This window comes from Azospirillum sp. B4, assembly GCF_000333275.1.
GTDB lineage: Bacteria > Pseudomonadota > Alphaproteobacteria > Azospirillales > Azospirillaceae > Nitrospirillum.
In genome coordinates, this window is the sequence record NZ_BACU01000411.1 from 1 (window position 1) to 22,503 (window position 22,503).

24 protein-coding genes are annotated in these 22,503 nt (G+C 67.8%); 9 read left to right on the forward strand and 15 right to left on the reverse strand.

Annotated features, from left to right (window positions below):
* The 8 genes from I55_RS37180 to lgt form a co-directional block, all read right to left on the reverse strand.
* On the reverse strand, window positions 1-655 hold a 655-nt coding region (locus tag I55_RS37180), incomplete at its 3' end, for a TonB-dependent receptor plug domain-containing protein (RefSeq protein ID WP_159107229.1).
* 259 nt (window positions 656-914) lie between these two features.
* On the reverse strand, window positions 915-1,322 hold the full coding sequence (locus I55_RS37185; protein ID WP_159107230.1) for a hypothetical protein: 408 nt from the start codon (window positions 1,320-1,322) through the stop codon (window positions 915-917).
* Between the two features lie 132 nt (window positions 1,323-1,454).
* Window positions 1,455-2,099, reverse strand: a complete 645-nt coding sequence (pth, locus tag I55_RS18300) for an aminoacyl-tRNA hydrolase (RefSeq protein WP_044562021.1) — start codon at window positions 2,097-2,099, stop codon at window positions 1,455-1,457.
* A gap of 6 nt (window positions 2,100-2,105) precedes the next feature.
* Window positions 2,106-2,705: a 50S ribosomal protein L25/general stress protein Ctc gene (locus I55_RS18305; protein WP_044562022.1), complete on the reverse strand. Its 600-nt coding sequence runs from the start codon at window positions 2,703-2,705 to the stop codon at window positions 2,106-2,108.
* A gap of 226 nt (window positions 2,706-2,931) precedes the next feature.
* Complete coding sequence (locus I55_RS18310) at window positions 2,932-3,864, reverse strand: ribose-phosphate pyrophosphokinase (protein WP_044562023.1); 933 nt, start codon at window positions 3,862-3,864, stop codon at window positions 2,932-2,934.
* 170 nt (window positions 3,865-4,034) lie between these two features.
* Entirely contained in the window at window positions 4,035-4,835 is an 801-nt protein-coding gene (gene pgeF, locus I55_RS18315) for a peptidoglycan editing factor PgeF (protein ID WP_085940049.1), read from the reverse strand.
* Window positions 4,836-4,840: 5 nt separating this feature from the next.
* Entirely contained in the window at window positions 4,841-5,977 is a 1,137-nt protein-coding gene (locus tag I55_RS18320; protein WP_044562024.1) for a class I SAM-dependent methyltransferase, read from the reverse strand.
* The gene (gene lgt / locus I55_RS18325; protein ID WP_044562025.1) at window positions 5,977-6,783 is read right to left on the reverse strand and encodes a prolipoprotein diacylglyceryl transferase; all 807 of its coding nucleotides are present in this window, start codon (window positions 6,781-6,783) and stop codon (window positions 5,977-5,979) included. Before lgt ends, I55_RS18320 begins: the two co-directional genes overlap by 1 nt.
* 333 nt (window positions 6,784-7,116) lie before the next feature.
* Between lgt and I55_RS18330 the strand changes: the two genes are divergently transcribed.
* The 5 genes from I55_RS18330 (at window position 7,117) to I55_RS18350 (ending at window position 10,241) form a co-directional block, all read left to right on the forward strand.
* The gene (locus tag I55_RS18330) at window positions 7,117-7,449 is read left to right on the forward strand and encodes an accessory factor UbiK family protein (protein WP_044562026.1); all 333 of its coding nucleotides are present in this window, start codon (window positions 7,117-7,119) and stop codon (window positions 7,447-7,449) included.
* A gap of 260 nt (window positions 7,450-7,709) precedes the next feature.
* On the forward strand, window positions 7,710-8,213 hold the full coding sequence (locus I55_RS18335; protein WP_044562027.1) for a YbjN domain-containing protein: 504 nt from the start codon (window positions 7,710-7,712) through the stop codon (window positions 8,211-8,213).
* 52 nt (window positions 8,214-8,265) lie between these two features.
* A complete protein-coding gene (proC, locus tag I55_RS18340) occupies window positions 8,266-9,072 on the forward strand; it encodes a pyrroline-5-carboxylate reductase (RefSeq protein ID WP_044562028.1) in 807 nt (268 codons plus the stop codon).
* A 4-nt stretch (window positions 9,073-9,076) separates the two neighbouring features.
* Entirely contained in the window at window positions 9,077-9,571 is a 495-nt protein-coding gene (locus tag I55_RS18345; protein WP_044562029.1) for a YbaK/EbsC family protein, read from the forward strand.
* Window positions 9,572-9,758: 187 nt separating this feature from the next.
* Window positions 9,759-10,241, forward strand: a complete 483-nt coding sequence (locus I55_RS18350; RefSeq protein ID WP_044562030.1) for a phasin family protein — start codon at window positions 9,759-9,761, stop codon at window positions 10,239-10,241.
* A gap of 144 nt (window positions 10,242-10,385) precedes the next feature.
* Here the strand turns inward: I55_RS18350 and I55_RS18355 are convergent, their stop codons facing one another.
* The 3 genes from I55_RS18355 to I55_RS18365 all read right to left on the reverse strand — a co-directional run bounded on the left by I55_RS18355 (window position 10,386) and on the right by I55_RS18365 (window position 13,139).
* Window positions 10,386-11,774, reverse strand: a complete 1,389-nt coding sequence (locus I55_RS18355; protein ID WP_044562031.1) for an ATP-binding protein — start codon at window positions 11,772-11,774, stop codon at window positions 10,386-10,388.
* An 18-nt stretch (window positions 11,775-11,792) separates the two neighbouring features.
* The gene (locus I55_RS18360; protein ID WP_085940051.1) at window positions 11,793-12,509 is read right to left on the reverse strand and encodes a response regulator; all 717 of its coding nucleotides are present in this window, start codon (window positions 12,507-12,509) and stop codon (window positions 11,793-11,795) included.
* A gap of 117 nt (window positions 12,510-12,626) precedes the next feature.
* Complete coding sequence (locus I55_RS18365) at window positions 12,627-13,139, reverse strand: MarR family winged helix-turn-helix transcriptional regulator (RefSeq protein ID WP_044562033.1); 513 nt, start codon at window positions 13,137-13,139, stop codon at window positions 12,627-12,629.
* 396 nt (window positions 13,140-13,535) lie between these two features.
* Between I55_RS18365 and I55_RS18370 the strand changes: the two genes are divergently transcribed.
* Both I55_RS18370 and I55_RS18375 read left to right on the forward strand, forming a co-directional pair.
* The gene (locus I55_RS18370) at window positions 13,536-13,958 is read left to right on the forward strand and encodes an RT0821/Lpp0805 family surface protein (protein WP_049974254.1); all 423 of its coding nucleotides are present in this window, start codon (window positions 13,536-13,538) and stop codon (window positions 13,956-13,958) included.
* A gap of 125 nt (window positions 13,959-14,083) precedes the next feature.
* Window positions 14,084-15,460: a serine hydrolase gene (locus I55_RS18375; RefSeq protein ID WP_044562034.1), complete on the forward strand. Its 1,377-nt coding sequence runs from the start codon at window positions 14,084-14,086 to the stop codon at window positions 15,458-15,460.
* Window positions 15,461-15,566: 106 nt separating this feature from the next.
* On the opposite strand, the gene I55_RS18380 is transcribed toward I55_RS18375, so the two are convergent.
* Entirely contained in the window at window positions 15,567-15,878 is a 312-nt protein-coding gene (locus I55_RS18380) for a hypothetical protein (protein WP_044562035.1), read from the reverse strand.
* Window positions 15,879-16,482: 604 nt separating this feature from the next.
* Here I55_RS18380 and I55_RS18385 point away from each other — a divergent pair.
* A complete protein-coding gene (locus tag I55_RS18385) occupies window positions 16,483-18,147 on the forward strand; it encodes a methyl-accepting chemotaxis protein (RefSeq protein ID WP_252181201.1) in 1,665 nt (554 codons plus the stop codon).
* 77 nt (window positions 18,148-18,224) lie between these two features.
* Here the strand turns inward: I55_RS18385 and I55_RS18390 are convergent, their stop codons facing one another.
* Window positions 18,225-19,232 carry an alpha/beta fold hydrolase gene (locus I55_RS18390; RefSeq protein ID WP_044562037.1) on the reverse strand — a complete coding sequence of 336 codons (1,008 nt, stop codon included), beginning with the start codon at window positions 19,230-19,232 and terminating at the stop codon, window positions 18,225-18,227.
* Between the two features lie 154 nt (window positions 19,233-19,386).
* Here I55_RS18390 and I55_RS18395 point away from each other — a divergent pair, with 154 nt between their 5' ends.
* The gene (locus tag I55_RS18395; protein ID WP_049974255.1) at window positions 19,387-20,250 is read left to right on the forward strand and encodes a helix-turn-helix transcriptional regulator; all 864 of its coding nucleotides are present in this window, start codon (window positions 19,387-19,389) and stop codon (window positions 20,248-20,250) included.
* A 218-nt stretch (window positions 20,251-20,468) separates the two neighbouring features.
* Here the strand turns inward: I55_RS18395 and I55_RS18400 are convergent, their stop codons facing one another.
* On the reverse strand, window positions 20,469-21,140 hold the full coding sequence (locus I55_RS18400; protein WP_199902640.1) for an orotate phosphoribosyltransferase: 672 nt from the start codon (window positions 21,138-21,140) through the stop codon (window positions 20,469-20,471).
* 47 nt (window positions 21,141-21,187) lie between these two features.
* A complete protein-coding gene (pyrC, locus tag I55_RS18405) occupies window positions 21,188-22,264 on the reverse strand; it encodes a dihydroorotase (RefSeq protein ID WP_044562039.1) in 1,077 nt (358 codons plus the stop codon).
* Window positions 22,265-22,503: the final 239 nt, after the last annotated feature.

Consider the following 22,503-nt stretch of genomic DNA (forward strand, 5'->3'; position numbering starts at 1 on the left):
GCCCGGTCGTATCGCCGCCCCGGCTCCATGACCCGGCGTAGCCCACGACATAGCGGTCGGTCGCGGCCGACAGGTGCCCACCCACGGTCGTCCCGTTGTTCACGCTGCGGAAGGCGGTGGACACGTCACCGTGCACCGCCATGCCTTGGCCATCGCCGGCGAATTGCGGGTCCGGCGTGGTGACGGCGATGGTGCCCCCGATGTTGTCCCCGCCCCGGCTGACAGGGGTCACCCCGGCCAGGACGTCGATGCTGCCCACGTCGTCGGGCGCGATGTAGGACAGCGCCGGATTCATATGATTGGGGCAGGATGCGGCGACGGGCACGTTGTTGACCAGGGTCAACACCCGGTCGTCGGCCAAGCCCCGGAGGACGGGCAGGCTGGAGATGCCGCCGGCACCATAAAGGGAAACACCGGGTAGGCCGGAGAGCAGGGCGGCGGTATCCGGCGTGCCCGTTCGGCGGTCCGCGATGGCCTGGCTGCTCAAGTGGCCATCGGCCGAGGGGACGGATAGGCCGCCAGGGGCGAATCCGGCGTCCACCTCGATGGTGGGCAGCGCCACGGCGGGTGTCTGGGTGCCGGTCGCGAGCTGTTGGCCGAAAGCGGTGGCCGGCAAGCACGGCGCCGCGCTGGCCATCAGCGCTAGCGCCGACACCCTGATCAAGGAACCGGAGCACGGCGGGATGCGTCCGGCCGGGGGGCGGGAAAGGATGGATGGCATGGTTGGAAGCCCATCTGGAAAGGCGGCGGCCCGGATGAAGCGGTCCGGCCGGCGGCAAGCCGTTTCCGCGGACGCTGCGTCGGGGCGTGTGGCACCGCCCGCCGGGCCTGGTGATGGCCACGGCATGACAAGGAGCGCGCCCACCCGGCCATTGAGGTGGGGAGGGGAGCGCGCGGCAGGGAAATAGACGGCGTCAGGCCAGGGCGGGCGGCCCCCGGGGATAAGCGGCTTGCCTGTACGGGAACGCCATGGCCCGGCCGATGGAGCCGTCCAGGTCCAGGCGGCAGGCGAGCCGGGGGGGCGGCAGGGGCACCGGGGGTGGCAGGGCCATCCCACCGTGCAGGAAGGGCAGGCAATAGGCGCAGAAGGGCTGGCCGTGGCCGGCCCCATGGCGGGACGGATCGCTCTTATGCCCGCCGGCCGGTGACACCGACCCGCAAAGGAGGTGGTCGGGTGCCGTGTCGGCCCGTGCGCGCAGGGGCAGCACGCCGGCGGCCACGACGTCGAACGCCAACAGCGCCAGCGTCAGCCAGACGATCAGGCGCCGTCCGCTTTGCCGGCGCACCCGGTACAATCGGTTATGTGCGATGCGTTTCGTCATGCCCCCGATCCACCGGGGAACTTTCTTGGGCCATGCCCGTCAAGTCAACGCACCCGGCGTCTGGGCAGCCACGCCGGCCGGCGGCGGCCCCGCTTGATCCATGTCGTTGACAAGGGCCGGACAGGAGTGCGCCTAGCGGGAACCGGTGGGCGGCGTCTTGACCGTCTTTTCCGAATCGGTTTTGGCGGAGGCTTGCTTGGCCGGCTTGGGCGGCTGGGTCGCCAGCGCCACGCGGCTCTGGAACTTCTCCGGCTCGCCCTCGGTCATCAGGCTGAAGTCGGCGACGATGGCGTCCAGGAAGGGGACCAGCCAGGTCTGGTCGGCCTTGGCGAAGTTGGACAGCACCCAGCCGTGCACCAGGTTCTTGTCCCCCGGATGGCCGATGCCCAGGCGCACGCGCCAATAGTCCTTGCCGATATGGTCGTCGATGGAACGCAGGCCGTTGTGCCCGCCGTGGCCGCCGCCCTTCTTGGCGCGCAGCTTGCCCGGGGGCAGGTCCAGCTCGTCATGCAGGACGATGACCTGGTCGGGCGTCATCTTGTAAAACCGCATCGCCTCCCCGACCGATTGGCCGGACAGGTTCATGAAGGTCTGCGGTTTCAGAAGGTGGATCTTTTCGGGGCCGATCTGCCCCTCGGTGATCAGCCCCTGGAAGCGTTTCTTCCAGGGGCCGAACCGATGGCGGTGGGCGATTTCGTCCACCGCCATGAAGCCGACGTTGTGCCGGTGGTGCGCATATTCCGGACCGGGATTGCCCAGGCCCACCACCAGCCGCATCGTCTATCAGGCCTCGGCAGTCGCGTTCTCTTCGGACTTCAGGCCCGAGGGAGCGGCGACGGTGGCGATGGTGAAGTCGCGGTCGATGACCGGACGGGCGCCTTCCGGCAGCGTCACGCTGCTGATGTGGATGGACGCACCGACGTCAACGCCGTCCAGGTTCACCGTCAGGTGCTCCGGGATGTTGTTGGCGCGGACATGCAGTTCCACCTCGTGGCGGACGATGTTCAGCATCGCGCCGCGCTTCAGGCCGGGGCTGGCTTCATGGCCGACGAACTCGACCGGCACCTTCACCACGATTTCCGTGGTTTCGCTGACGCGCAGGAAGTCGACGTGCAGGGGACGGTCGGTCACCGGGTCGAACTGGACGTCGCGCGGCAGGGTGCGGGTGGTCACGCCATCGACGGTCACGTCGTACAGGTGCGTGAAGAAGCCCGGCTTGTGCAGAACGCGGGTGAAGGTGACCGCCTCCAGGGAGATCGTCACCGGCTTTTCCTTGTTGCCGTAGATCACGGCAGGGATGCGGCCATCGCGGCGGGTCTGACGGGCGGTCCCCTTGCCTGCCCCGTTCCGCGCCTCGGCGGCGAGCGCGATAATCTGGGTCATGGTACTCTCCTTAAGAAAATGCGCCAGCCTCCAGGGGTGCTGACGCGGTCGGAATGCGCGGGTGTATGCGCGCGGCAGCCCAGAGTCAAGCCATAGAGTCAGGAAGGCGGCCATGAGGCCGCCTTCGAGGGTACTTGGCATTGTCGACTGACCGGAGGTCCAGTCGAAGAGGCCTAGCGACTGACCGGAGGTTCAGTCGAACAGGCCTACGCGACTGACCGGAGGTTCAGTCGAACAGGGACGAGACCGACTTCTCGTGGCTGATGCGCTCGATGGCTTCGGCGATCAGCGGGGCCACGGACAGGTGGCGGACGTTGTGCGACACGCGCACCGCCTCGGTCGCCTGGATGCTGTCGGTGGTGATCAGCGCCTCCAGCGGGGACTGGGCCACGCGGGCGACGGCGCCGCCGGACAGCACGCCGTGGGTGACGTAGGCGCGCACCGACTTGGCACCGCGCTCCTTCAGGGCGACGGCGGCGTTGCACAGGGTGCCGGCGCTGTCGACGATGTCGTCCACCAGGATGCAGTCGCGGCCGGTGACGTCGCCGATGACGTTCATCACCTCTGACACGCCGGCGCGTTCACGCCGCTTGTCGATGATGGCGAGATCCGCGTCCAAACGCTTGGCGATGGCGCGGGCGCGCACCACGCCGCCCACGTCCGGCGACACGATCATCAGGTTTTCCCGGCCCATGGTGGCTTCGATGTCGTGCACGAACACCGGGGCGGCCACCAGGTTGTCGGTGGGGATGTCGAAGAATCCCTGAATCTGGCCGGCGTGCAGGTCCATGGTCAGCACGCGGTTGGCACCGGCGGTGGTGATCAGATTGGCCACCAGCTTGGCGGAAATGGGTGTGCGGGGACCCGTCTTGCGATCCTGGCGGGCATAACCGTAGTAGGGCAGGACGGCCGTGATGCGCCGGGCGGAGCCACGACGCAGGGCGTCGATGGTGACCAGCAATTCCATCAGGTTGTCGTTGGCGGGATATGAGGTGGACTGGATGACGAACACGTCCTCGCCACGGACGTTTTCCAGGATTTCCACGAACACTTCCATGTCGCTGAAGCGCCGGATGCTGGCCTTCGTCAGCGGAACCTTCAGGCAGGCCGAGATGGCCTCGGCAAGCGGGCGATTGCTGTTGCCGGCGATGAGCTTCATGGGTCGCTCTTTTAAGTAGGACGTGGGCGACGCCGGAGCGTCTTCATACCTTCATAAAGGCGCGCGGACCATATCAAGCACGGCCTGGGCTGTAAACCGCCGCCCCCCGCTATCACGGCACAGGGGGCATGCGCTCATACAAGGGTATTTGGGCTGGAGCGGTGCCGTCGTCAGGGCTGGGGCGACAGGGCTATCACACTGATATGGCGTCCATAGTCGCTTTCCCGCCGAAGTGTGGCGCGCCGGTAGCTGAAGAACAGGTCCTCTTCCACAACCGTGTCGTGGCCGGTATGGGCAACCCCGTCCAGCCCGCATCCCGCCAGCCGGTGGCCGACGTAGGCGCCGATATCGAACAGGGGATGATCCACCCGCGGGCCCGGGCGGAAGAAGTGGCGGTTGCCGGCGTCAGCCTCCAGGAACCGGGCCTCGAACTCCGGCCCCACCTCATAGGAGTCGGGGCCGATATGGGGCCCGACACCGGCGACGATGCGGGCAGGATCGGCGCCCAGCGCCACCATGGCCTGGACGGTCGACTCCAGCACGCCGGTGAAGGCGCCCTTCCAGCCGGCGTGGGCGGCCCCCACCACGCCGGCTTCGGCGTCGGCGAACAGCACGGGCACGCAATCGGCTGTCAGGATGCCCAGGGCGATGCCAGGCTGGCGGGTGACCAGGGCGTCGGCCTGCGGCGCCTCTTCCCGTGGCCAGGGCCGCTCCACCGTCACCACCGTGGGGCTGTGCACCTGGTAAACGGTGACCAGGCTGTCCGCGCCAAGGCCCAGGTCGGCGGCGCAGCGCGCCCGATTTTCCGAAACGTGCGCGGCCTCGTCGCTAGAGCCGAATCCGACGTTGCGCCCGGCATACAGGCCAGTGGAGACGCCGTCGCGCCGGGTGAAATACCCGTGGCGGATACCCGGTAGGTCCAGGGTGTCCAGGGTCAGGTAGGGCCTGTCAGGAAGAATCGGGGCGCTCATGGGGTTCAGCCTTCCGAAGGATCGAAGCCGGCGGGGGCGGGGTGGCCGGGGCTGGTCAGCGCCAGCGCCTTGAACAGGCGACCCATCTGGTCGGGATGGGTCAGACGATCCAGCGCCAGGTCGACGGCCTGGCCTTGCGGGGCTGTCGCCGCGCGCTTCAGGGCGGCGGCGCGCTGGGCGATGCCCAGGCGGCGCAGCAACGCGCCCTGGTCCACGATGCCGTGGGCCTGGGCACCGGCGGCGGTGGCCGTGGCGGCCAGGGTACGGAAATCGACATGCGCCGTCAGGTCCGCCAGGCCGGGATCCGCCAGGACGGGGGCGTAGGCATGGCCGCGGACCGCCTGGAGCGTGTCCCCCAGGGGAGGGGCGTCGTAGCCATAGTCGACAATCAACGTCGCCCCCGGGTGTGCGACCAGGCGCCGTCCGATCTCGTCCGCCACGGTCAATGCCGCGGGGCACAGCTCCACCACGGCGCCTTCCGCCGCGTCGCGCAGGGCCGGCGGCACCAGCAGTTGGGCACCGCCGGTGGTGTCCAGCGTCCAGGCGAACCGCTTTCCCGCCGCGTCCCAGGTGACGCATCGCTCCGCCCAGCCACGCGCCGTCTTTTGCAGCTGGCGGATAGGCAGGGCGTCGAAAAATTCATTAGCCAGCAGCAGCAGCGGCCCCTCGGGCACCGCCTCCAGGCTGTCGGCCCAGGCGATCGGCTGGGGCGGACTGGCGGCGGGCGGCAAGGCTGCCAACGCCGCGTGCTGGCGGGCGCGCAGGGTGGGACTGGTCTCCACCATATGGACCCGCAGCGCCGCGGTCAGGCCCGGTACCCGGGCCATGGCGCGCAGGGCGTCGGCCATCAGGGTGCCGCGGCCGGGCCCTAGCTCCACCAGGTGCACCGGCGTGGGCGAACCCAGGGTCAGCCACGCCTGCGCGCACCACAGGCCCAGCAACTCGCCGAACATCTGGCTGATCTCGGGCGCCGTGGTGAAGTCGCCGGCGGCGCCCAGGGGATCGCGGGTGGTGTAGTAGCCCAGGGTGGGATGGCCCAGCGCCTCGGCCATGAAGGTCGACAGGCGCAGGGGACCTTCGCTGCCGATGCGGCGGACCAGATGGTCCGCCAGGGTTTCCCCTGCGGGGTTCACGGCCGGCATCAGGCCGCCGCCGGCACACGGCGACGGGCCAGGGCCACCAGGACGACGCCGATCAGCGCCATGGGCACGGATAGGATCTGGCCCATGGTGACACCGCCACCCAGCAGGAAGCCCAGCTGGCTGTCGGGTTCACGGAAGAACTCCGCCGTGATGCGGCACAGGGCGTAGCCGATCAGGAAGGCGCCGGTCAGCGTGCCGGTCCGGTCCCGCACGCCCGGTACACGCGACAGCATGAACAGCACGGTGAACAGCACGATGCCCTCCAGCCCCGCCTCATACAGCTGGCTGGGGTGGCGGGGCAGGGCGTCGGGCGCGTGGGGGAAGACCATGCCCCAGGGCACGTCGGTGGGGCGGCCCCACAGTTCCCCGTTCACGAAGTTGGCCAGGCGGCCCAGGAACAGGCCGATGGGGGCGGCGACGGCGGCAAGGTCCCCCAGGGCCAGCGGATTGAAGCCGCGCCGCCGGGCGAACAGCAGGATGGCCGCCGCCACACCCGCCATGCCGCCGTGGAAGGACATGCCGCCATGCCAGACCTTCAGCATGTCCAGCGGGTTCTGCAGATAGAAATCCAGGTTGTAGAAGAGGATGAAGCCCAGGCGTCCGCCGGCCAGCACCCCCACCACCGCCCACACCAGGAAGTCGTCCAGCTCCGCCGGGGTGGGGCGGCCGTTGGCCCGCCGCGCCATGCCCAGCGCCAGGCGGTAGCCCAGCGTGACGCCCACGATGTAGGCCAGCGCGTACCAGCGCAGGGCGAAGGGGCCGATCTCCACGATGGTGGGGCTGATATTGGGAAAGGCGAGGGCCATGATGCTGCGGATATCCCCGTGGACGTCTTCATGAACCAGGCATGCGGCGGGCGCTGGGCTAACCGTCAGGCCTTGTCCCCGATCGCCGGCACCCCCACATGGCCCCTGACCCGGAGGACGGGGGCGGTGGTGTGGACCGGCTGTTTCGGCTTTATAGGATTATGGGGCGGGGGTCGCAACCACGCCCGACTGGCGACCGGAATCCCCTCCCTCCAAGGCGCTGTTGCACCTGCGAACATGGGGCGCGATAATGGCGGCTTGATGGCCGGGCGTCGTTTCGTTCCCGCAACCGCGTTTGGGGGGCGGCGCCGGCGGTACTGCGAGGGTAAGGCGATGCAGGTGGACAACAAGGTGCTGGACGATTTGGCCCGCGTGGCCGGGGGTGCCATGGGCGCCGTGGCCGGTCTGAAGAACGAGGTCGAGGGCCAGGTGCGCCAGCGCCTGGAACGCGTGCTGGGTGGCCTGGACATGGTTCGCCGGGATGAGTTCGAGGCCGTGAAGGAGATGGCCGCCCGCGCCCGCGCGCAGGAGGATGAGATCACTCGGCTGATGGCCCTGCAGCAGGCCCTGCTGGATCGGGTCGCCCATCTTGAGTCGGTGGTGGCCAAGGCCGCGGCGGATGCCGCCGGCAAGCCGGCCGCGGATGAGGCGCAGACCCAGGGGTGAGGCGGCGCCGGACGCCCGGGGTCGAAAGCCCCGGGGTTGCCCGTGCCTTGCGTCGCGGCCCGCTTCCCATGGTCCGCAAATCGCGACATTTGCCGGGCAGAAGACGGTTGCGGCGGTGGTTGTCCTCTGGCACCGTACCCATGGTAGCGTCCACGCCCGGTCGTACCAGATTTTGAGTTTTCGGCCGGAACGATTTCCGGCCATGACGCCGGGGTGGAATAGGTCGTCCCTTGCCATCGCGCGCGACAGGAGGGCGTATCATGTCGGCACTCGCCGTCGAAACGAGCAGCACTACCCATAATCCCCTCGATATCGTCGAGGAGATTGTCACGACCAACGAATGGCCGTTCGAGCGCGCCAGCGAAGACGAGATGATCGTCGAGATCAACGGCCGGTGGTGCGACTACCGGCTGTTTTTCGTTTGGCAGAACGAAGTCAGCGCCATGCAGTTCTCCTGCCAGTTCGACATGAAGGTTCCGCCGGCCCGCAAGGTGGCCGTCAACGAACTGCTGGCCGAGGTGAATGGCAAGATGTGGCTGGGCCACTTCGACGTTTGCAGCGAGGAACACACGCCCATGTTCCGCCAGACCTTGCTGCTGCGCGGCACCCGCGCCGCCAGCGTGGAGCAGATCGAGGATCTGGTGGAAATCGCGGTGGCGGAGTGCGAGCGCTACTACCCCGCCTTCCAGTTCGTCATCTGGGGCGGCAAAAGTGCCGCGGACGCCGTTTCCGCCGCCATCCTGGACACGCTCGGCGAAGCTTGATACAGCCCACTCCCCGTGACCTCTGTTTAACTGTCATAAATATGGTGCGGGGATGACGGCAGTCGATTTGTTGCTGGTGGGCTTCGGCAAGATGGGTGGCGCCATGCTGGCCGGCTGGCGCGCGGCGGGCACGGTCCGTCGCGTGGTGATCGTCGATCCCGCCGGCGGTACCGCTCCGGAGGGTGAAACCGTCCTGGTGGCCGACCCCGCCGCCGTTCCGGCCGACTTCGCCCCCGCCGCCGTCGTACTGGCGGTGAAGCCCCAGATGATGGACCAGGCGCTGCCGGCCTATGCCGGGTATGCCGGCCGCGCCGTCTTCCTGTCCATCGCCGCCGGCAAGACCGTTGCCTCTTTCCAGAAGGTGCTGGGCGGGGATGCCGCCCTGGTTCGGGCCATGCCCAACACGCCGGCCGCCGTGGGCCGGGGTATCTCCGGCGCCTTCGCCACGCCGTCCGTGTCAACCGACCAGCGCGACCTTTGCCACCGTCTGCTGAACGCTGTCGGCGAGGTGGTGTGGGTGGAGGATGAGGCGCTGATCGACGCCGTCACCGCCGTGTCGGGCAGCGGCCCGGCCTACGTTTTCCATCTGGTGGAGGCCATGGCGGCAGCCGGCGCCGCCGTGGGCCTGCCGGCCGAGTTGGCGTTGCGCCTGGCGCGGGCCACCGTCACCGGCGCTGGTGAGTTGCTGCACCGGAACGCCGACGCCACCGCCACCCAGTTGCGCATCAACGTCACCAGTCCCAAGGGCACCACCCAGGCGGCGCTGGACGTGCTGATGGACGAGGGACAGGGGCTGACGCCACTGATGACCCGCGCCGTGGCCGCCGCCGCGCGGCGGTCGCGGGAACTGGCGGGCTGACATCATGGCCGGTCCCCTCAGCCCCAGCGCGCAGAAGATTCAGAACCTGCTGAACGATCTCGGCCAGCCCATCCACGTCGTGGAGTTCGCCGCCACCACCCGCACGGCGGCGGAGGCGGCGGCCGTCATTGGTTGCGATGCGGCACAAATCGCCAAGTCAATTGTTTTTCGCACACGCGAAAAAAACGCCTCGGTCCTGGTCGTGGCCTCCGGCGCCACCCGCATCAACGAGGCCCTGGTGGCCCGGGCCCTGGCCGACGTCCTGAACGGCGACCGCTTGCTGCGCGCGGATCCGGAGTTCGTGCGATTGACCACCGGTTACCCTATCGGCGGCGTTCCGCCGCTGGGGCACGCGGTGGCGCCTGTCACGTTATTTGATAGGCGTTTGCTGGCGTTTCCTACGGTCTGGGCCGCCGCCGGCACCCCCAATTCCGTCTTCGCCATCGCGCCCGACGTGTTGGCCCGCCTGATCGGTGCCCGGGTGGCGGACGTTGCCTAGGCGGAAGGGCGGGCGCGGCAATGTGCCCTAGCCGTTTCGACCTATGGCGGTGTCCAGCGGGTCCGTACTAGCCGAAAGAGTTTATTGTGCGGTGCACAAAAACGATTGACCGGCGCGGCGACCCCGAGCATTATCCCTTCGGAATTGCCGCACCGCAGCGGCGCAAGCCGTATAGGGATCTGACACTATGGCGACCAACCCGTTTCTCGATTTCGACCTGACGAAGTTCTTCGACCCGTCCAAGTTCGCGGAATTCACCAAGGTGGATTTCACCAAGACCCTGGCTGACTACAAGGTGCCCGGCATCGATGTCGACGCCTTCGTCTCGGCCCAGCGCAAGAACATCGAGGCCGTGACCGCCGCCAACCAGCTGGCCGTGGAAGGCATCCAGGCCGTCCTGCGCCGCCAGGCCGAGATTCTGCGCCAGAGCCTGGAAGAGACCTCCTCCGTGGTCTCCGACTTCCTGTCCACCGGCACCCCGGAAGACAAGGTCGCCAAGCAGGCCGAGCTGGTGAAGACCGCCTTCGAGAAGGCCTTGGCCAACGTCAAGGAACTGGCCGAACTGATCGCCAAGTCCAACAGCGAAGCCGCCGACGTGCTGTCCAACCGCGTGAAGGAAAGCATCGAGGAAGTGAAGGCCGCCATCGCCAAGGCCCAGACCAAGCACTAAGTCTGGCCAAACGGCACGCGTTGGAAACGGCGTCCCTTACGGGGCGCCGTTTCTGTTTGGGGGGACAATCCGTCCGAAGCGGCAAGACCCGTTTCCAACTGGACCAGGTCGGGCCGCGACCACGGCCGCTGGCGCCTGAAAACCTCAAACCGGCAATCGTATGACCGCCCTCAGCCCGCCCTGGGGGCTGTCTTCCAGCAGGATGTCGCCGCCGTGGCGGTTGGCGATGTCGCGGGCGATGCCCAGTCCCAGGCCCACGCCGCCGGTGGCCTGGTTGCGCGATCCGTCCAGGCGGTGGAAGGGGCGGAACACCTCTTCCCGCATGTCGGCCGGGATGCCCGGCCCGTTATCGTCGATCAGGACGTAGAGGTGGCCGCCCTGGCGTTGCAGGGTGATCCAGGCGCGGCCGGCATAGCGTACGGCGTTGCCCACCAGGTTGGCCACGCAGCGGCGGAAGTCGTTGGCCCGCAGGGGCACCACGATGGACAGCTCGGGCAGGGTCAGCTCCACCAGCTTGCCCTCGCGCCGGGCGTTGGCCACCACGTCGGACAGCAGGGCGCCCAGGTCGGTGGGGGCCGGCGGCTCCGCCCCCTCGCCGCGGGCGAAGGCCAGGTAGGCCTCGATCATGCCTTCCATCTCCGCCACATCGGCCTTCAGTTCCTCCACCTCCTGCGCCTCGGGCAGCATGGCCAGTTGCAGGCGCATGCGGGTCAGCGGGGTGCGCAGGTCGTGACTGACGCCGGCCAGCATCTCGGTGCGTTGGCTGATTTGGCGCTGGATGCGTTCCCGCATCTGCAGGAAGGCCGTGGCGGCCTGCCGTACCTCAGACGCGCCCTCCGGCTTGAACAAGGGGGTGTCGCGGCCCTTGCCGAAGGCCTCGGCCGCGATGGCCAGGCGGCGGATGGGCCGGATCTGATTGCGCATGAACATGATGGCGATGGTGAACAGCAGCAGCGAGCTGCCAGCCATCCATAGGATGAAGACCCAGCTGGTGAAGCTGAACAGCCGGCGTTCGGGTGACAGCACGTGCAGCACGCCGTCAGGCAGTTGCACATTGATGCCGTACCATTCGTGCATGGCGTGGGTGTCGATGTCCCAGGGCCGGCCCACTTTCTCATCCAAGGCCCGCCCCAGCGTGTGTTCCAGGATGCCGTACAGCGACTGGCGGTGTCCGCTGGGCAGCCGCTCATCCGGGCGAAAGGTCACCATCAGGTCGGTGGTGCGGGTCACCATCTCCAACGTGGCGGTGCGTTCCTCATCGGTCTGGTCTCGGCCCAACTGCTCGATCACCATGGCGATCTCTCCGGCCACGCCGAAGGCCTGGTTGTTGGTCACCCGCTCCCAATGCTGGTCATAAAAATAAAAGGTGGCGATGGCCTGCGCCAGGATAACGGGCGTGGTGATGATCAGCAGGGAGCGGCCAAACAGCGTGCGCGGCAGCAGGCGCTTCATTATGCCGCCTGGATTGGGCACCGGCGGTCGCCCCAGGCCTTGCCGGCGGGGGCGCGCCCCCTGTTCGCGCACCAGGCTCATCGCGTTGTTCCTTCGTGCTCAATCGGGACGCAGGACATAGCCTTCCCCCCGCACGGTCAGGAGATAGCGCGGCTGGCGGGGGTCGGCTTCGATCTTGCGGCGCAGGCGGGTGACCTGCACGTCGATGGCGCGGGCGTTGCTGTCGATGCCGGCGCGGCCCAGATCCTCACGCGTGAACACCACGCCCGGCTGGGCCGCCAACGTGCGCAGCAGGCTGGCCTCACCGCCTGTCAGGCGCACCGTCTCCTCCGCCGACCGCAGTTCCTCCCGCTCGGCGTCGAACATCCAGCGGCCCAGGCGCACCTCCACCGTCGTGACGGCCGGCTTGGGCAGGCGCCGCAGGATGGACGTGATGCGCAACACCAGCTCGCGGGGCTCGAACGGCTTGGGCAGATAATCATCGGCGCCCGCCTCCAGCCCCGCGATGCGGTCGTCCGGCTGGCCGTTGGCGGTCAGCAGCAGGATGGGCAAGCCGCCGTCAACGTGCAAGGCGTCCGCCCGCAGGCTGCGGGTCAGATCCAGCCCCGACTCGCCCGGCATGCGCACATCCAGCACCATGAGGTCGAAGTTCAAGGAGGCCAGCATGCGCCGCGCCGCCGCCGCGTCGGCCGCGGCGGACACGATGAAGCCGTTCTGCGACAAATAGCGGCGCAGGGCCTCGCGCAGGCGGTCGTCATCATCGACCACCAGGATGTGGGGCTGCTCTTCGGGCAGGGCTTGCTGCGTCATTGTCATGGCCGGGACCACATCGCCAACTTCAGGGGGCGGCAGCATAGCACAGGGCGTCCCGCTGCCCAGCGCCCAGCCCCTGGCGTTTGCCCCTTAACGTTTCACCCCTTAACGTTTCACCCTTTAACGTTTCACCAGGGCCGCCACGGCCGGCCGGGGCTGGGCGAACTTGTCCCGGTCGGCGTCGTCCATGATGCCGGCCATCACCTTGCGGAAGCCCTCCACCGCCTCGGCGCCGGCGCGGCGATAGGCCCGGGCGATCAATTGGCGCTGCGGCTCGGACAGCTGGCGCTCCAATTCCTGCCCCTTGGGCGTCAGGTCCAGTAGGCGCTGGCGGCGGTCGCGCGTGCCCTGGCGCTGCACGATGTATTCCTCGCGCACCAGGTCCTGCAGCACCCGCGACAGGCTCTGCTTGGTGATGCGCAGGATGGCCAGCAGGTCCGTCACCGTGATGTGCGGGTGCCGGCCCACGAAATAGATGACACGGTGGTGCGCCCGGCCCAGGCCGATCTTCTCCAGCATGGTGTCAGGTTCGGCGGTGAAGTCGCGGTAGGCGTAGAACAGCATCTCCATCGCCTGCCGCAGCTCTTCCTCCCGCAGGAACAGGGGGTTAACGCCGGTCTTGATGTCGGTCATGCGATGCAGGCCTCAAGGGTGCGGTCTGTCCGGAACCCCGGCCAAGCCGAAAACTGGACAGGAAGGGTCAACGACGGGGATCAATCTCGCAACTTCCTGTCGCGGCATTGTGTCTGCTCGACAGAAAAGGACAGCTTTCCCCCGTTGGAATAAGAGAGGATGCCCGACTTGGCAAGAATCGCCTTGATCCAAGGCGGTGCACGCATCGGGATGTATCGGGGTCAGCCCTTCGGCGGGCCAGTCCCCCGTCCAGGCTCTCGCTTTCGGGGGGCTGGCTTCGGTGGGGATTGCGCGCCGGGCGTCACCTTTGGCAAAAGGGGCGCTCAATCGGGGCGCCGTCGATGACGCCGGGGTGTTCGCCCGGGGGGCGTGCCAGGGGATGCAGGAGCCAGAGGGATGAAGATGAAGCTGCCGGTCGCGGGACTGATGCTGCTGGCGTTGGCGGGTTGCGCCGCCAAGCCTGAGGAGAAGCCCGTGGCGCCGCCCGCGCCGCCGCCGGTGGAGGCGCCCAAGCCGCCGCCCACGGACATCGTGCTGGATGCCAGCGACCTGGCCGCGCTTCAGACGGCGCTGAAGGAGGCGACCGGCAAGCCCGTCCAGGAGACGGTGACCTGGACGAATCCCCAGACGGGTCGCCAGGGCACGGTGAAGATGTTGCGGGACGGCTTCGACGCCAAGAACCGTCCTTGCCGTGAATTCCATTCCGTGGTCTTCCAGGGCCAGTTGTTCCGCCACCAGACCGGCTTCATCTGCCGCCAGCCCGATGGTAGTTGGGAAGTGGTCGACGGCGTCGACTACCCGGTCCGCGAGCGTAAGTGAAACCAGCGGCATGAGCCTCTGCCTTGGCCGTGCCATAGTCGCGGCCAAGGGTGTAGCCGGATTCCGCCCGGGGTGAACGGTTGCCCCGGGCGGCTCCATCCGTCGTTGGGGAGCGTTGCCTGCTGATGTCCCAATTTTCCAAGTCCGGTCCGCCGGCGCCCAAGCCCAAGGTGGGGCGTGCCGTCCTGTTGCTGTTGCCGGTCGCGGCGCTGGCGGTGGGCGGCGGCCTGTTGCTGGCCCACTGGCAAAGGAAGCCGGAACCGCAGCCCCAGCCGGCGGCGGTGGTGCATGTGCCCCCGCCGCCCCAGGGACCGGTGACGGTGGAGGTGGCCGGCGGAGAGGGGCCGGTTCTGACGGTGGCGTCCCCCGACGACCGCCTGATCTCGGACGAGGGCCTGAAGGCCCTGCGCACGTTCGAATCGAACACCGGTACGACAGCGCTGCTGGTCTGGTACCGCGGCGCCCTGCAGGTGGAGGACTACGCCCCCGGTGCCCGTCCGTCCGACCTGGTGGATGGCGCCGGCCTGCAGGCCGGCTTGCTGACCCTTCTGACCGGCAAGGCCATCCAGGATGGCTTCCTGACCTCCGCGGATCAGCCGCTGGGACAACTCCTGGCTGAATGGAAGGACGACCCCCGGGGCCGCGTCACCGTGCGCGACCTGCTGGTGGGCAGCAGTGGCCTGGGCTTCCCGGTTGACGCCAACCCTCCCGGCAAGGCTGAAGCCGACTTGGCCGCTTGGCTGCACGCCCTGCCGCTGGAGGCCGAGCCCGGCACCCGCTACAAACCGGCCGAAGGGGAAATCCAGGTTCTGGCCCTGGTGCTGGAACGGGTGACCAGGCAGCCGCTGGCAGCCTACCTGTCCCAGGCCCTCTGGGCGCCCATGGGCGCGCGTCCGGCGGAGATGCTGATGGACGGCGTGGGCCGCGGCACCGTGGCCGACTGCTGCGTCAAGGCCACGGCCCGTGATTGGCTGCGCCTTGGTCTGCTGCTGAAGGACGGCGGCCAGGTTGAGAACCGCGCCGTCCTGCCCATGCCCTGGGTGGAGGCCGTGCAGAGCCCCACGCTGTTCTCCCGCAACGAAGGCATGCGCCTACGCCTGGCCTGGCCCCGAGAGAAGGGCGGTCCGGTCAAGGCGGCGGAGCCCTTTGTCGAGCCAGACACCGTCTTCATGGCCGGGGCCGGGGGCCAGCGGCTTTATGTCTCCAAGGCGGCAGACCTGGTCATCCTGCGCCTGGGCCGCCCGGTCGAACCTTGGGACGACGCCACATTGGCCAACCTGGTGGCGCGCCGGCTCGAACGGTCACCGGAGCCTAAACGCACGCCTTATTCCTCCATCGCGGTCCAGCCGCAGGGCCTGGCCATGCCGCCCATCGTCACGCCGCGCAAGCCGCCGGCGGTGGTGACCGTGCCGCTGGACGGTCCGCCCGGCCAGAACCTGCCGACGGCGCCAGGGCCCGCGCCGGCATCGCCCACGAAGGACAAAAAGCCGCACCAGCGCTGACGCGTGCCACCGGGATTGCGCGATGTTAGGTGGTGGTGCCGGGCCGCCCCGGCAGGTCCGCCCGCCGGCGCCCATGCGGGGCCGGCGTGACGGCTGGCGTTAACCATTATTTGGCTTTGAACGCCTTCAACTGTTTATTGAATTCACTGGCCAGCTTCTGCATCTGGTCAACGGCGTCGTTGTACTTTTTCTGCCAGTTGCCGTTGCCGCTTTTGCCTTCGAATTCAACGCAACTCATATAATCCTGGGTCTCGGCCATGAACTTTTTCACGGCCGCAGAGGTTGCTTGCATTTCCGTCTCGGCCGCCTTGCTGCCGTCGGGAATGGTTGGGGGCGTTCCCAGCGTGCATTCCGCCCGCGCCAGCCCCGTGAACCCCAAACCAGCCATCATGATGACGGCCGCCACCCGCTTCTTCATCTGCACCGACCTCCCAGAGTCACAGAAAGCTCAGTCGAAAAAAAGTTGTCCGCCAACAGCTTAGGGGTTGTTACCCCAACCATGTGTCCGGTTTTTCCGGGCTTTTCCCTGTTCGCTATCGACACACCTTCCGGCTGTCCCGGCAGGGTCGGGGCAGTTCGCTGGACGGGACGGCGACGTTTATCGCTCCATGTGTCGAATTTTTATTACTTAAAATGCAAAGCAGAACCGTGGGGCAGCGCCCCTTTCCCCCCCATTTGCTTTACCCAACCCTGCTAGCGCCTTGGATTCCGGCGCATTAACCAGGATTGGACCGTAATGAACGTGGATCGAAATCTTTCCACCTTTGTGAAGGATAAATTCCAATCGTTCCGCCCATCGGCGGCGTTAACTGAAGTCTAGGTTATAAGTCAGTTTACAGGTCTGCGAAAGCATGTCTAGGTATTAGCCCTGGGCCTGGGACCAGCCTCCACCGCACTGTGGCGGGGTTCGGCGGGTGCGCGCACGGGGACGACAGGGTGGTTGTCGGTCTGGTGACCGTAAAGGCGCGGGGCAATGAACAAAGCAGGGGTAGTTGATAATGTCGTATGAGGCGGATGGGTTTTTGGGGCGTTTCAGTGGCCTGGTGAAAAAGCCGGAGAATTCCAAGAGCTGGTTCACCATCGGGCGCAAGATCGCCCCCGCTGTCGCCATTCCCACGATTATTGGCCTGGGTGCCGTCATTTGGCTGAGCGCCAACCAGATGCATAAGGCCATGCTGGCCCAGTCGGTCGCGTCCGAGCGCCAGGAAACGGAAATGCTGGCGCAGCAGATGAGCGCCGCTGTCCGCTTCAAGCAGCAGGAATCCATCGCGGACGCCTACGCCGACCTCAGCACCCGCGCCGGCGGCAGCCTGGCGGGCGTGCGGGTGAACGACACGGATGGGGAATCGCTGGACAGCTTCGACAGCAAGACCCTGCCGACCTATGCCATCGACAAGGACAAGGACCTGCCCAAGAAGGTCACCGAGACCAAGGCCTTTGACAAGGGCGATCACCTGATTGTCATGTCGCCGGTGAAGGCCGGCGCCAACCATGACCAGGTCGGCACGCTCATCGTGGCGTGGAGCCGCCAGGGCCTGAACGAGGCCATCTCCTCCACCGTCACCGGCTCCCTGGTCACCGCCGTCATCGTGCTGGCCATCCTGGTCGGCATCCTGGCCGTCCTGCTGCATTTCCTGGTCAGCCGTCCGCTGACCACGCTGCAGACCGCCATGGGCCGGCTGGCCAGCGGCGACCTGACCGTGGACATCACCGGCACCGAACGTGGTGACGAGATCGGCGCCATGGCCGCCTCGGTCCAGGTGTTCAAGGACAACGCCCTGGAGGTTGAGCGCCTGAAGAAGGTGCAGGAACAGGCGGAGCGTGAGGCGGCGGAGGAAAAGCGCCGCATGATGAACCGCCTGGCCGACGAGTTCCAAAGCTCCGTCCAGGGTGTGGTGGCCCAGGTGTCGGAAGCCGCGACCCGTATGCAGTCCAGCGCCCAGACGCTGTCCGGTTCGGCTGATGAAAGCCGCAGCCAGGCTGGCGCCGTCGCCGCCGCCACCCAGCAGGCCTCCGCCAACGTGCAGTCGGTGGCCAGCGCCACCGAGCAGCTGGCCGGTTCGCTGGCCGAGATCAGCAACCAGGTGAACACCTCGGCCCGCATCGCCAAGGCGGCCGCCTCCACCGCCGAGAAGACGAACGAGACCGTGCAGTCGCTGGCCTCGCGCGCCCAGAGCATCGGCGACGTGGTGAAGCTGATCAGCGACATCGCCAGCCAGACCAACCTGCTGGCGCTGAACGCCACCATCGAAGCCGCCCGCGCCGGTGAAGCCGGCAAGGGCTTCGCGGTCGTGGCCAGCGAGGTGAAGAGCCTGGCCAACCAGACGGCCAAGGCGACGGAGGAAATCTCCGCCCAGATCTCCACCATGCAGGACGCCACCCGCGACGCGGTCGACGCCATCATCACGATTTCCAAGACCATCGCCGAGATCAATGACATCTCGGACATGGTCGCCGGCGCCGTCGAGGAACAGGACGCCGCCACCAAGGAAATCGCCCGCAACGTCCAGCAGGCCTCCATGGGCACCATGGAAGTGTCGCGCAACATCGGGTCGCTGCAGCACGCGGCGGAGGACACCGGCAAGTCCGCCACCCAGGTGCTGGGTGCCGCCACCGGCCTGGCCCAGCAGTCCGACACCCTGGCCGGCCAGGTGGACCGCTTCCTGCAGCAGGTTCGCGCCGCCTAAGGGTAGGCTGAGGCATCAAAGCGAAACCCCGCGGGATCACTCCCGCGGGGTTTTGTTTTGAAGGAAGCCGGAAAGGGTCAGGCGCTCACGCCCCACAGCCGCTTGGCTTCCTCCGCGATGACGTCGGGGTATTCCTCCGGAAAGAACAGTTTGGCCTGGGGCAGGCGGCGCACGCCCTGACAGTTGGGCAGCATGCTGGCCAGGTAGTCGGCGCCGGCCGGGTTGAAGATGGTGTCGGCCATGCCCCACACGATGCGGGTGGGCACGGTCACGCGCCGCAGCTCCTTCTCGACGCCGGCCAGCGGGTTGGGGGCCAGGCCCAGGGTGTAGGCGTGCACCAGGTCCTTGCGCCGGGGGCTGCTGACCAGGGGCCCCAGGTAATAATCGATGGCCTCGTCAGAGGGCTGGGTGGGGTCGCTGAAGGTCATGCCGCCCAGGCCCTCCGCACTGCGGGCCAGCGCCTTGTCCCGCACCCAGGGCGCCAGCCATTGGTCGGCGTAGGTGCCGGCGCGGGCCAACTCCAGCACCGGCTCCATGGCTGGTGGCGGGCTATCCGGTTCGGTGTCGCAGTTGGTCAGCAGCAGGCTGCGCACGCGACTCGGGTAATGGATGGCGAACAGTTGGGCCACGGCCCCGCCGCTGTCGTTGGCCACCACATCCACCACGTCGGCGCCCACCGCGTCCAGGAAGGCCGCCAGCATCTTGGCCTGCACGGTGGGGGTGACGGATTGCCCCTCCGGCACCCGGCTGAAGCCCAGGCCCAAGAAGTCCGGCGCCAGGCAGCGGCGGTGGGCCGACAGCCGGTCGATGGCGCCCCGCCATTGGAAGCTGTTCAACGGGAAGCCGTGCAGGAACAGGGCGTCCAGTGCCGCCCGGCCATCGGCCGGCCCTTGGCCGATGTAGGCGACATGGCCGAAGGGTGTGCCGGCATAGCGGCGCAGGGACCGGTAGGCGGCGGCGTCCAGCGGACCGGTATGGGACAGGGACAGGGCGTGCGCCGGCTTGATCCCGGGACCGGCCAGGGTCAGCGCGGCCCCGGCCAGGCCCTGCAGGAAACGGCGGCGGGCAAAGGGTGCGGGAAGCATCTCTATCCCCCTCAACGGCCCCCTCAGGGGCGGGGTGGTTCGGATGCACCAGGGATACGCCCGGGTTTCGTAGGCGGTCGATAACCCGCCAGGTCATGGTTTCTTGACCTCACAGGTCATGGCTTTTGCCGGCCGGCGCCGTATCATTCCTGTCATGAGCACCGCGACAGCCCCCCTTGGCGCCTCCATCGCCGACCATCCCTCCCAGCCCACGCCGCTGGGCCTGCTGCTGCGCGAGTGGCGGGCGGCGCGGCGCATGAGCCAGATGGACCTGGCGCTGGAGGCTGGCGTCTCCACCCGCCACCTCAGCTGCGTGGAGACGGGCAAGGCCCAGCCCAGCCGTGAACTGCTGGCCCGCTTGGCCGACACGCTGGAGATGCCGCTGCGGGAACGCAACGCCCTGCTGGTGGCGGCCGGCTATGCCCCGCGTTATGGCGAGCGTACCCTGACGACGCCGGAAATGGCGCCGGTGCGCCAGGCCATCGACTTCATCATCAACCAGCAGGAACCCTATCCCGCCTTGGTGATGAACCGCCGCTGGGACGTGGTGCGCATCAATCGCGCCACCGCCCGCATCGTCAGCCTGGCGCGGGGCCGCATGCCCCGGCACAACAACATCCTGCGCCAGATCTTCGATCCGGAGGACATGCGGTCTGTCATGGGCAATTGGGAAAGCCTGGCCGGTGACCTGATCCGCCACCTGCACAACGAGGTGGCGGCCACCCCCCTGGACCAAGGCCTGCGCACCCTGCTGGACGACGTGCTGGCCTACCCCGGCGTGCCCGCCCGCTGGCGTTCCCGTGACCCGGACGCCTATCCCCTGCCGCTGTGCACCACGGTCTTCGCCGGCGGCGCGCTGGACGTTGATGGCCATCCGTTGCGCTTCTTCTCCACCATCACCACCTTCGGCACCGCCCGCGACGTGACGGTGGAGGAACTGCGCATCGAGTGCATGTTCCCGGCCGACGACCGCACGGCGGAACGGTGCAAGGCGCTGGCGGCGGCGGCCGCCGCCTAATACCAGTGGCATTTGATCGTGGCCGCTCAAATGCTCCCTCAGGTGCCGGGCGGCGGACATCCGTCCGCCTTGGCTGATCCTCGTTTTGCAGTCCGCCTGCGGCTCCCCGCAAAACTCCGGCGCCCGCAGTCGCGGGCTACAGCGCCACGAGGCTATATCTCGTGGCGCTGCCTGAGAACAAACAGAAAGGGCGGAACCATCGGTTCCACCCGCCGCCCTTACCCTTCCTTGCCGCCGTTGGCGGCCGACCATTCGGCCGGGGCGTGCAGGAACTTCTCCACTTCCGACATCGTTCCGGTATCGAAATAATTATAGTCGCGGGCCACCTTCAGCACGTCCCACCACGTGCTCAGCGCGTGCAGCGTGACGCCGATCTCCTTCATCGTCTCCACGCTCTTGGGGAAGATGCCGTAGTGGAAGACGACGAAGGCGTGTTCGCACACGGCGCCGGCCTGGCGCAGGGCGTTGACGAAGCCCACCTTGCTGCCGCCATCGGTGGTCAGGTCTTCCACCAGAAGGATGCGGTCGCCCTCGGCGAACTGGCCCTCGATCTGGGCGTTGCGGCCGAAGCCCTTGGGTTTCTTGCGCACGTACTGCATGGGCAGCCCCATGCGGTCGGCCATCCAGGCGGCGTAGGAGATGCCGGCCGTCTCACCGCCGGCCACACCGTCGAAAGCCTCGAACCCGGCGTCGCGCATCACCGTCTGCACGGCGTAGTCGATGATGGCCGAGCGGGCGCGGGGGAAGCTGATGACCTTGCGGCAGTCGATATAGACCGGGCTGGCTTTGCCCGAGGTCAGGATGAAGGGCTGGGCGGCGTTGAAATGGATCGCCTTGATGTCCAGCAGGATGCGGGCGGTCAGGCTGGCGGCGGTCTGGGCGTCGATCATTGACATCGGGGAGGGCCTCGGGCGCTGAAGGGGAATTGAGTGGGTAATTAGTCCTGCAGCAGCCGCCAGTCCAGCCGCTCGCCCGCCCGGAAGGGCAGGACAGCGTTGCTGCCGCCGGCGTCCACCAGGTCGGGCACGGTATAGCCGTCGCGCACCAGGGTGATGACGTCCTCGTTGGGCGCCAAGCCGTGGAAGCGGGGGCCGTTCAGGCTGGCGAAGGCTTCCAACGCGTCCAGCTTGCCTTCCTCGTCAAAGACCTGGGCGTACAGCTCGATGGCACTGGCCGCCGTGTATATGCCGGCGCAGCCGCAGCCCGATTCCTTGGCGCTGGTCGGATGCGGTGCGCTGTCGGTGCCCAGGAAGAACCAGGGGGATCCGGAGGTGGCGGCGCGGCGCAGGGCCAGGCGGTGCTTCTCCCGCTTGGCGATGGGCAGGCAATAGAGGTGGGGCCGGATGCCGCCGGCGAAGATGGACGACCGGTTGATCATCAAATGATGGGCGGTGATGGTGCAGGCGAGGCGCCCGCTGGCCCCGTGCGCCTCCACCACGGCCACGGCCTCTTCCGTCGTGGCGTGCTCCAGCACGATTTTCAGGGCCGGGTAGCGGTCCATCAGGGGCAGCAGCACGCGCTCGATGAACACGGCCTCGCGGTCGAAGATGTCGATGGCGGGGTCGGTCACCTCGCCATGGACCAGCAGCGGCATGCCGATGTCCTGCATGCGTTCCAGCACCCCCGCCACGTTGGCGAGATCGGTGACGCCGTGGGCGGAGTTGGTGGTGGCGTGCGCGGGATATAGCTTCACCGCCCGGAACAGGCCTTCCTCATAGCCGGCCGCGATCTCATCGGCGCTGCTGCCGTCCGTCAGGTAGGCGGTCATCAGCGGCTGGAAGCGGGCGCCGCCCTTTTCCGGCAGGGTGCCCAGGGCTTCGATGATCTCGGCCTTGTAGCGCCGGCCGGCGGCGCGGTCGGTCACCGGCGGCACCAGGTTGGGCATGATGATGGCCCGGCCCATCTGGCGGGCGGAATGGGGCAGCACGGCGCGCAGCATGGCGCCGGTGCGGACGTGCAGGTGCCAGTCGTCGGGGCGGCGCAGGGTGAGGCGGGCGGCGGTGGTCGCGCTCATGGGGCAGGGTCCGGCTTATGATGTCCGGGCGCCAGTCCTACGCGCTCAACGGCGCGGGCTCAACCCCCGTGGGTCTGGGGTTGCCCATGCCTGTGGCGCGCCACCGGGCAAATCGGGTATGAAGCCCGTCTTGTCTCTTAGATTTCCGAGTCCGATCCCATGGCCCTGATCGCCCCCCGCACGCCGCCCGGCACGATGGAACTGCTGCCGTCCAAGCAGATCGCCTTCCAGCGCATGCT

What these genes read in the sequence shown, in the direction of transcription:
- I55_RS18360 (WP_085940051.1), bottom strand. Translation starts at nt 12,509, where the DNA reads ATGACAATGACGCAGCAAGCCCTGCCCGAAGAGCAGCCCCACATCCTG.
- pyrC (WP_044562039.1), bottom strand. Translation starts at nt 22,264, where the DNA reads ATGAGCGCGACCACCGCCGCCCGCCTCACCCTGCGCCGCCCCGACGAC.
- I55_RS18365 (WP_044562033.1), bottom strand. Translation starts at nt 13,139, where the DNA reads ATGACCGACATCAAGACCGGCGTTAACCCCCTGTTCCTGCGGGAGGAA.
- pth (WP_044562021.1), bottom strand. Translation starts at nt 2,099, where the DNA reads ATGCGGCTGGTGGTGGGCCTGGGCAATCCCGGTCCGGAATATGCGCAC.
- I55_RS18330 (WP_044562026.1), top strand. Translation starts at nt 7,117, where the DNA reads ATGCAGGTGGACAACAAGGTGCTGGACGATTTGGCCCGCGTGGCCGGG.
- I55_RS18355 (WP_044562031.1), bottom strand. Translation starts at nt 11,774, where the DNA reads ATGAGCCTGGTGCGCGAACAGGGGGCGCGCCCCCGCCGGCAAGGCCTG.
- I55_RS18395 (WP_049974255.1), top strand. Translation starts at nt 19,387, where the DNA reads ATGAGCACCGCGACAGCCCCCCTTGGCGCCTCCATCGCCGACCATCCC.
- I55_RS18390 (WP_044562037.1), bottom strand. Translation starts at nt 19,232, where the DNA reads ATGCTTCCCGCACCCTTTGCCCGCCGCCGTTTCCTGCAGGGCCTGGCC.
- I55_RS18310 (WP_044562023.1), bottom strand. Translation starts at nt 3,864, where the DNA reads ATGAAGCTCATCGCCGGCAACAGCAATCGCCCGCTTGCCGAGGCCATC.
- I55_RS18305 (WP_044562022.1), bottom strand. Translation starts at nt 2,705, where the DNA reads ATGACCCAGATTATCGCGCTCGCCGCCGAGGCGCGGAACGGGGCAGGC.
- pgeF (WP_085940049.1), bottom strand. Translation starts at nt 4,835, where the DNA reads ATGAGCGCCCCGATTCTTCCTGACAGGCCCTACCTGACCCTGGACACC.
- I55_RS18350 (WP_044562030.1), top strand. Translation starts at nt 9,759, where the DNA reads ATGGCGACCAACCCGTTTCTCGATTTCGACCTGACGAAGTTCTTCGAC.
- I55_RS37185 (WP_159107230.1), bottom strand. Translation starts at nt 1,322, where the DNA reads ATGACGAAACGCATCGCACATAACCGATTGTACCGGGTGCGCCGGCAA.
- I55_RS18400 (WP_199902640.1), bottom strand. Translation starts at nt 21,140, where the DNA reads ATGATCGACGCCCAGACCGCCGCCAGCCTGACCGCCCGCATCCTGCTG.
- I55_RS18320 (WP_044562024.1), bottom strand. Translation starts at nt 5,977, where the DNA reads ATGCCGGCCGTGAACCCCGCAGGGGAAACCCTGGCGGACCATCTGGTC.
- I55_RS18370 (WP_049974254.1), top strand. Translation starts at nt 13,536, where the DNA reads ATGAAGATGAAGCTGCCGGTCGCGGGACTGATGCTGCTGGCGTTGGCG.
- proC (WP_044562028.1), top strand. Translation starts at nt 8,266, where the DNA reads ATGACGGCAGTCGATTTGTTGCTGGTGGGCTTCGGCAAGATGGGTGGC.
- I55_RS18345 (WP_044562029.1), top strand. Translation starts at nt 9,077, where the DNA reads ATGGCCGGTCCCCTCAGCCCCAGCGCGCAGAAGATTCAGAACCTGCTG.
- lgt (WP_044562025.1), bottom strand. Translation starts at nt 6,783, where the DNA reads ATGGCCCTCGCCTTTCCCAATATCAGCCCCACCATCGTGGAGATCGGC.
- I55_RS18335 (WP_044562027.1), top strand. Translation starts at nt 7,710, where the DNA reads ATGTCGGCACTCGCCGTCGAAACGAGCAGCACTACCCATAATCCCCTC.
- I55_RS18380 (WP_044562035.1), bottom strand. Translation starts at nt 15,878, where the DNA reads ATGAAGAAGCGGGTGGCGGCCGTCATCATGATGGCTGGTTTGGGGTTC.
- I55_RS18375 (WP_044562034.1), top strand. Translation starts at nt 14,084, where the DNA reads ATGTCCCAATTTTCCAAGTCCGGTCCGCCGGCGCCCAAGCCCAAGGTG.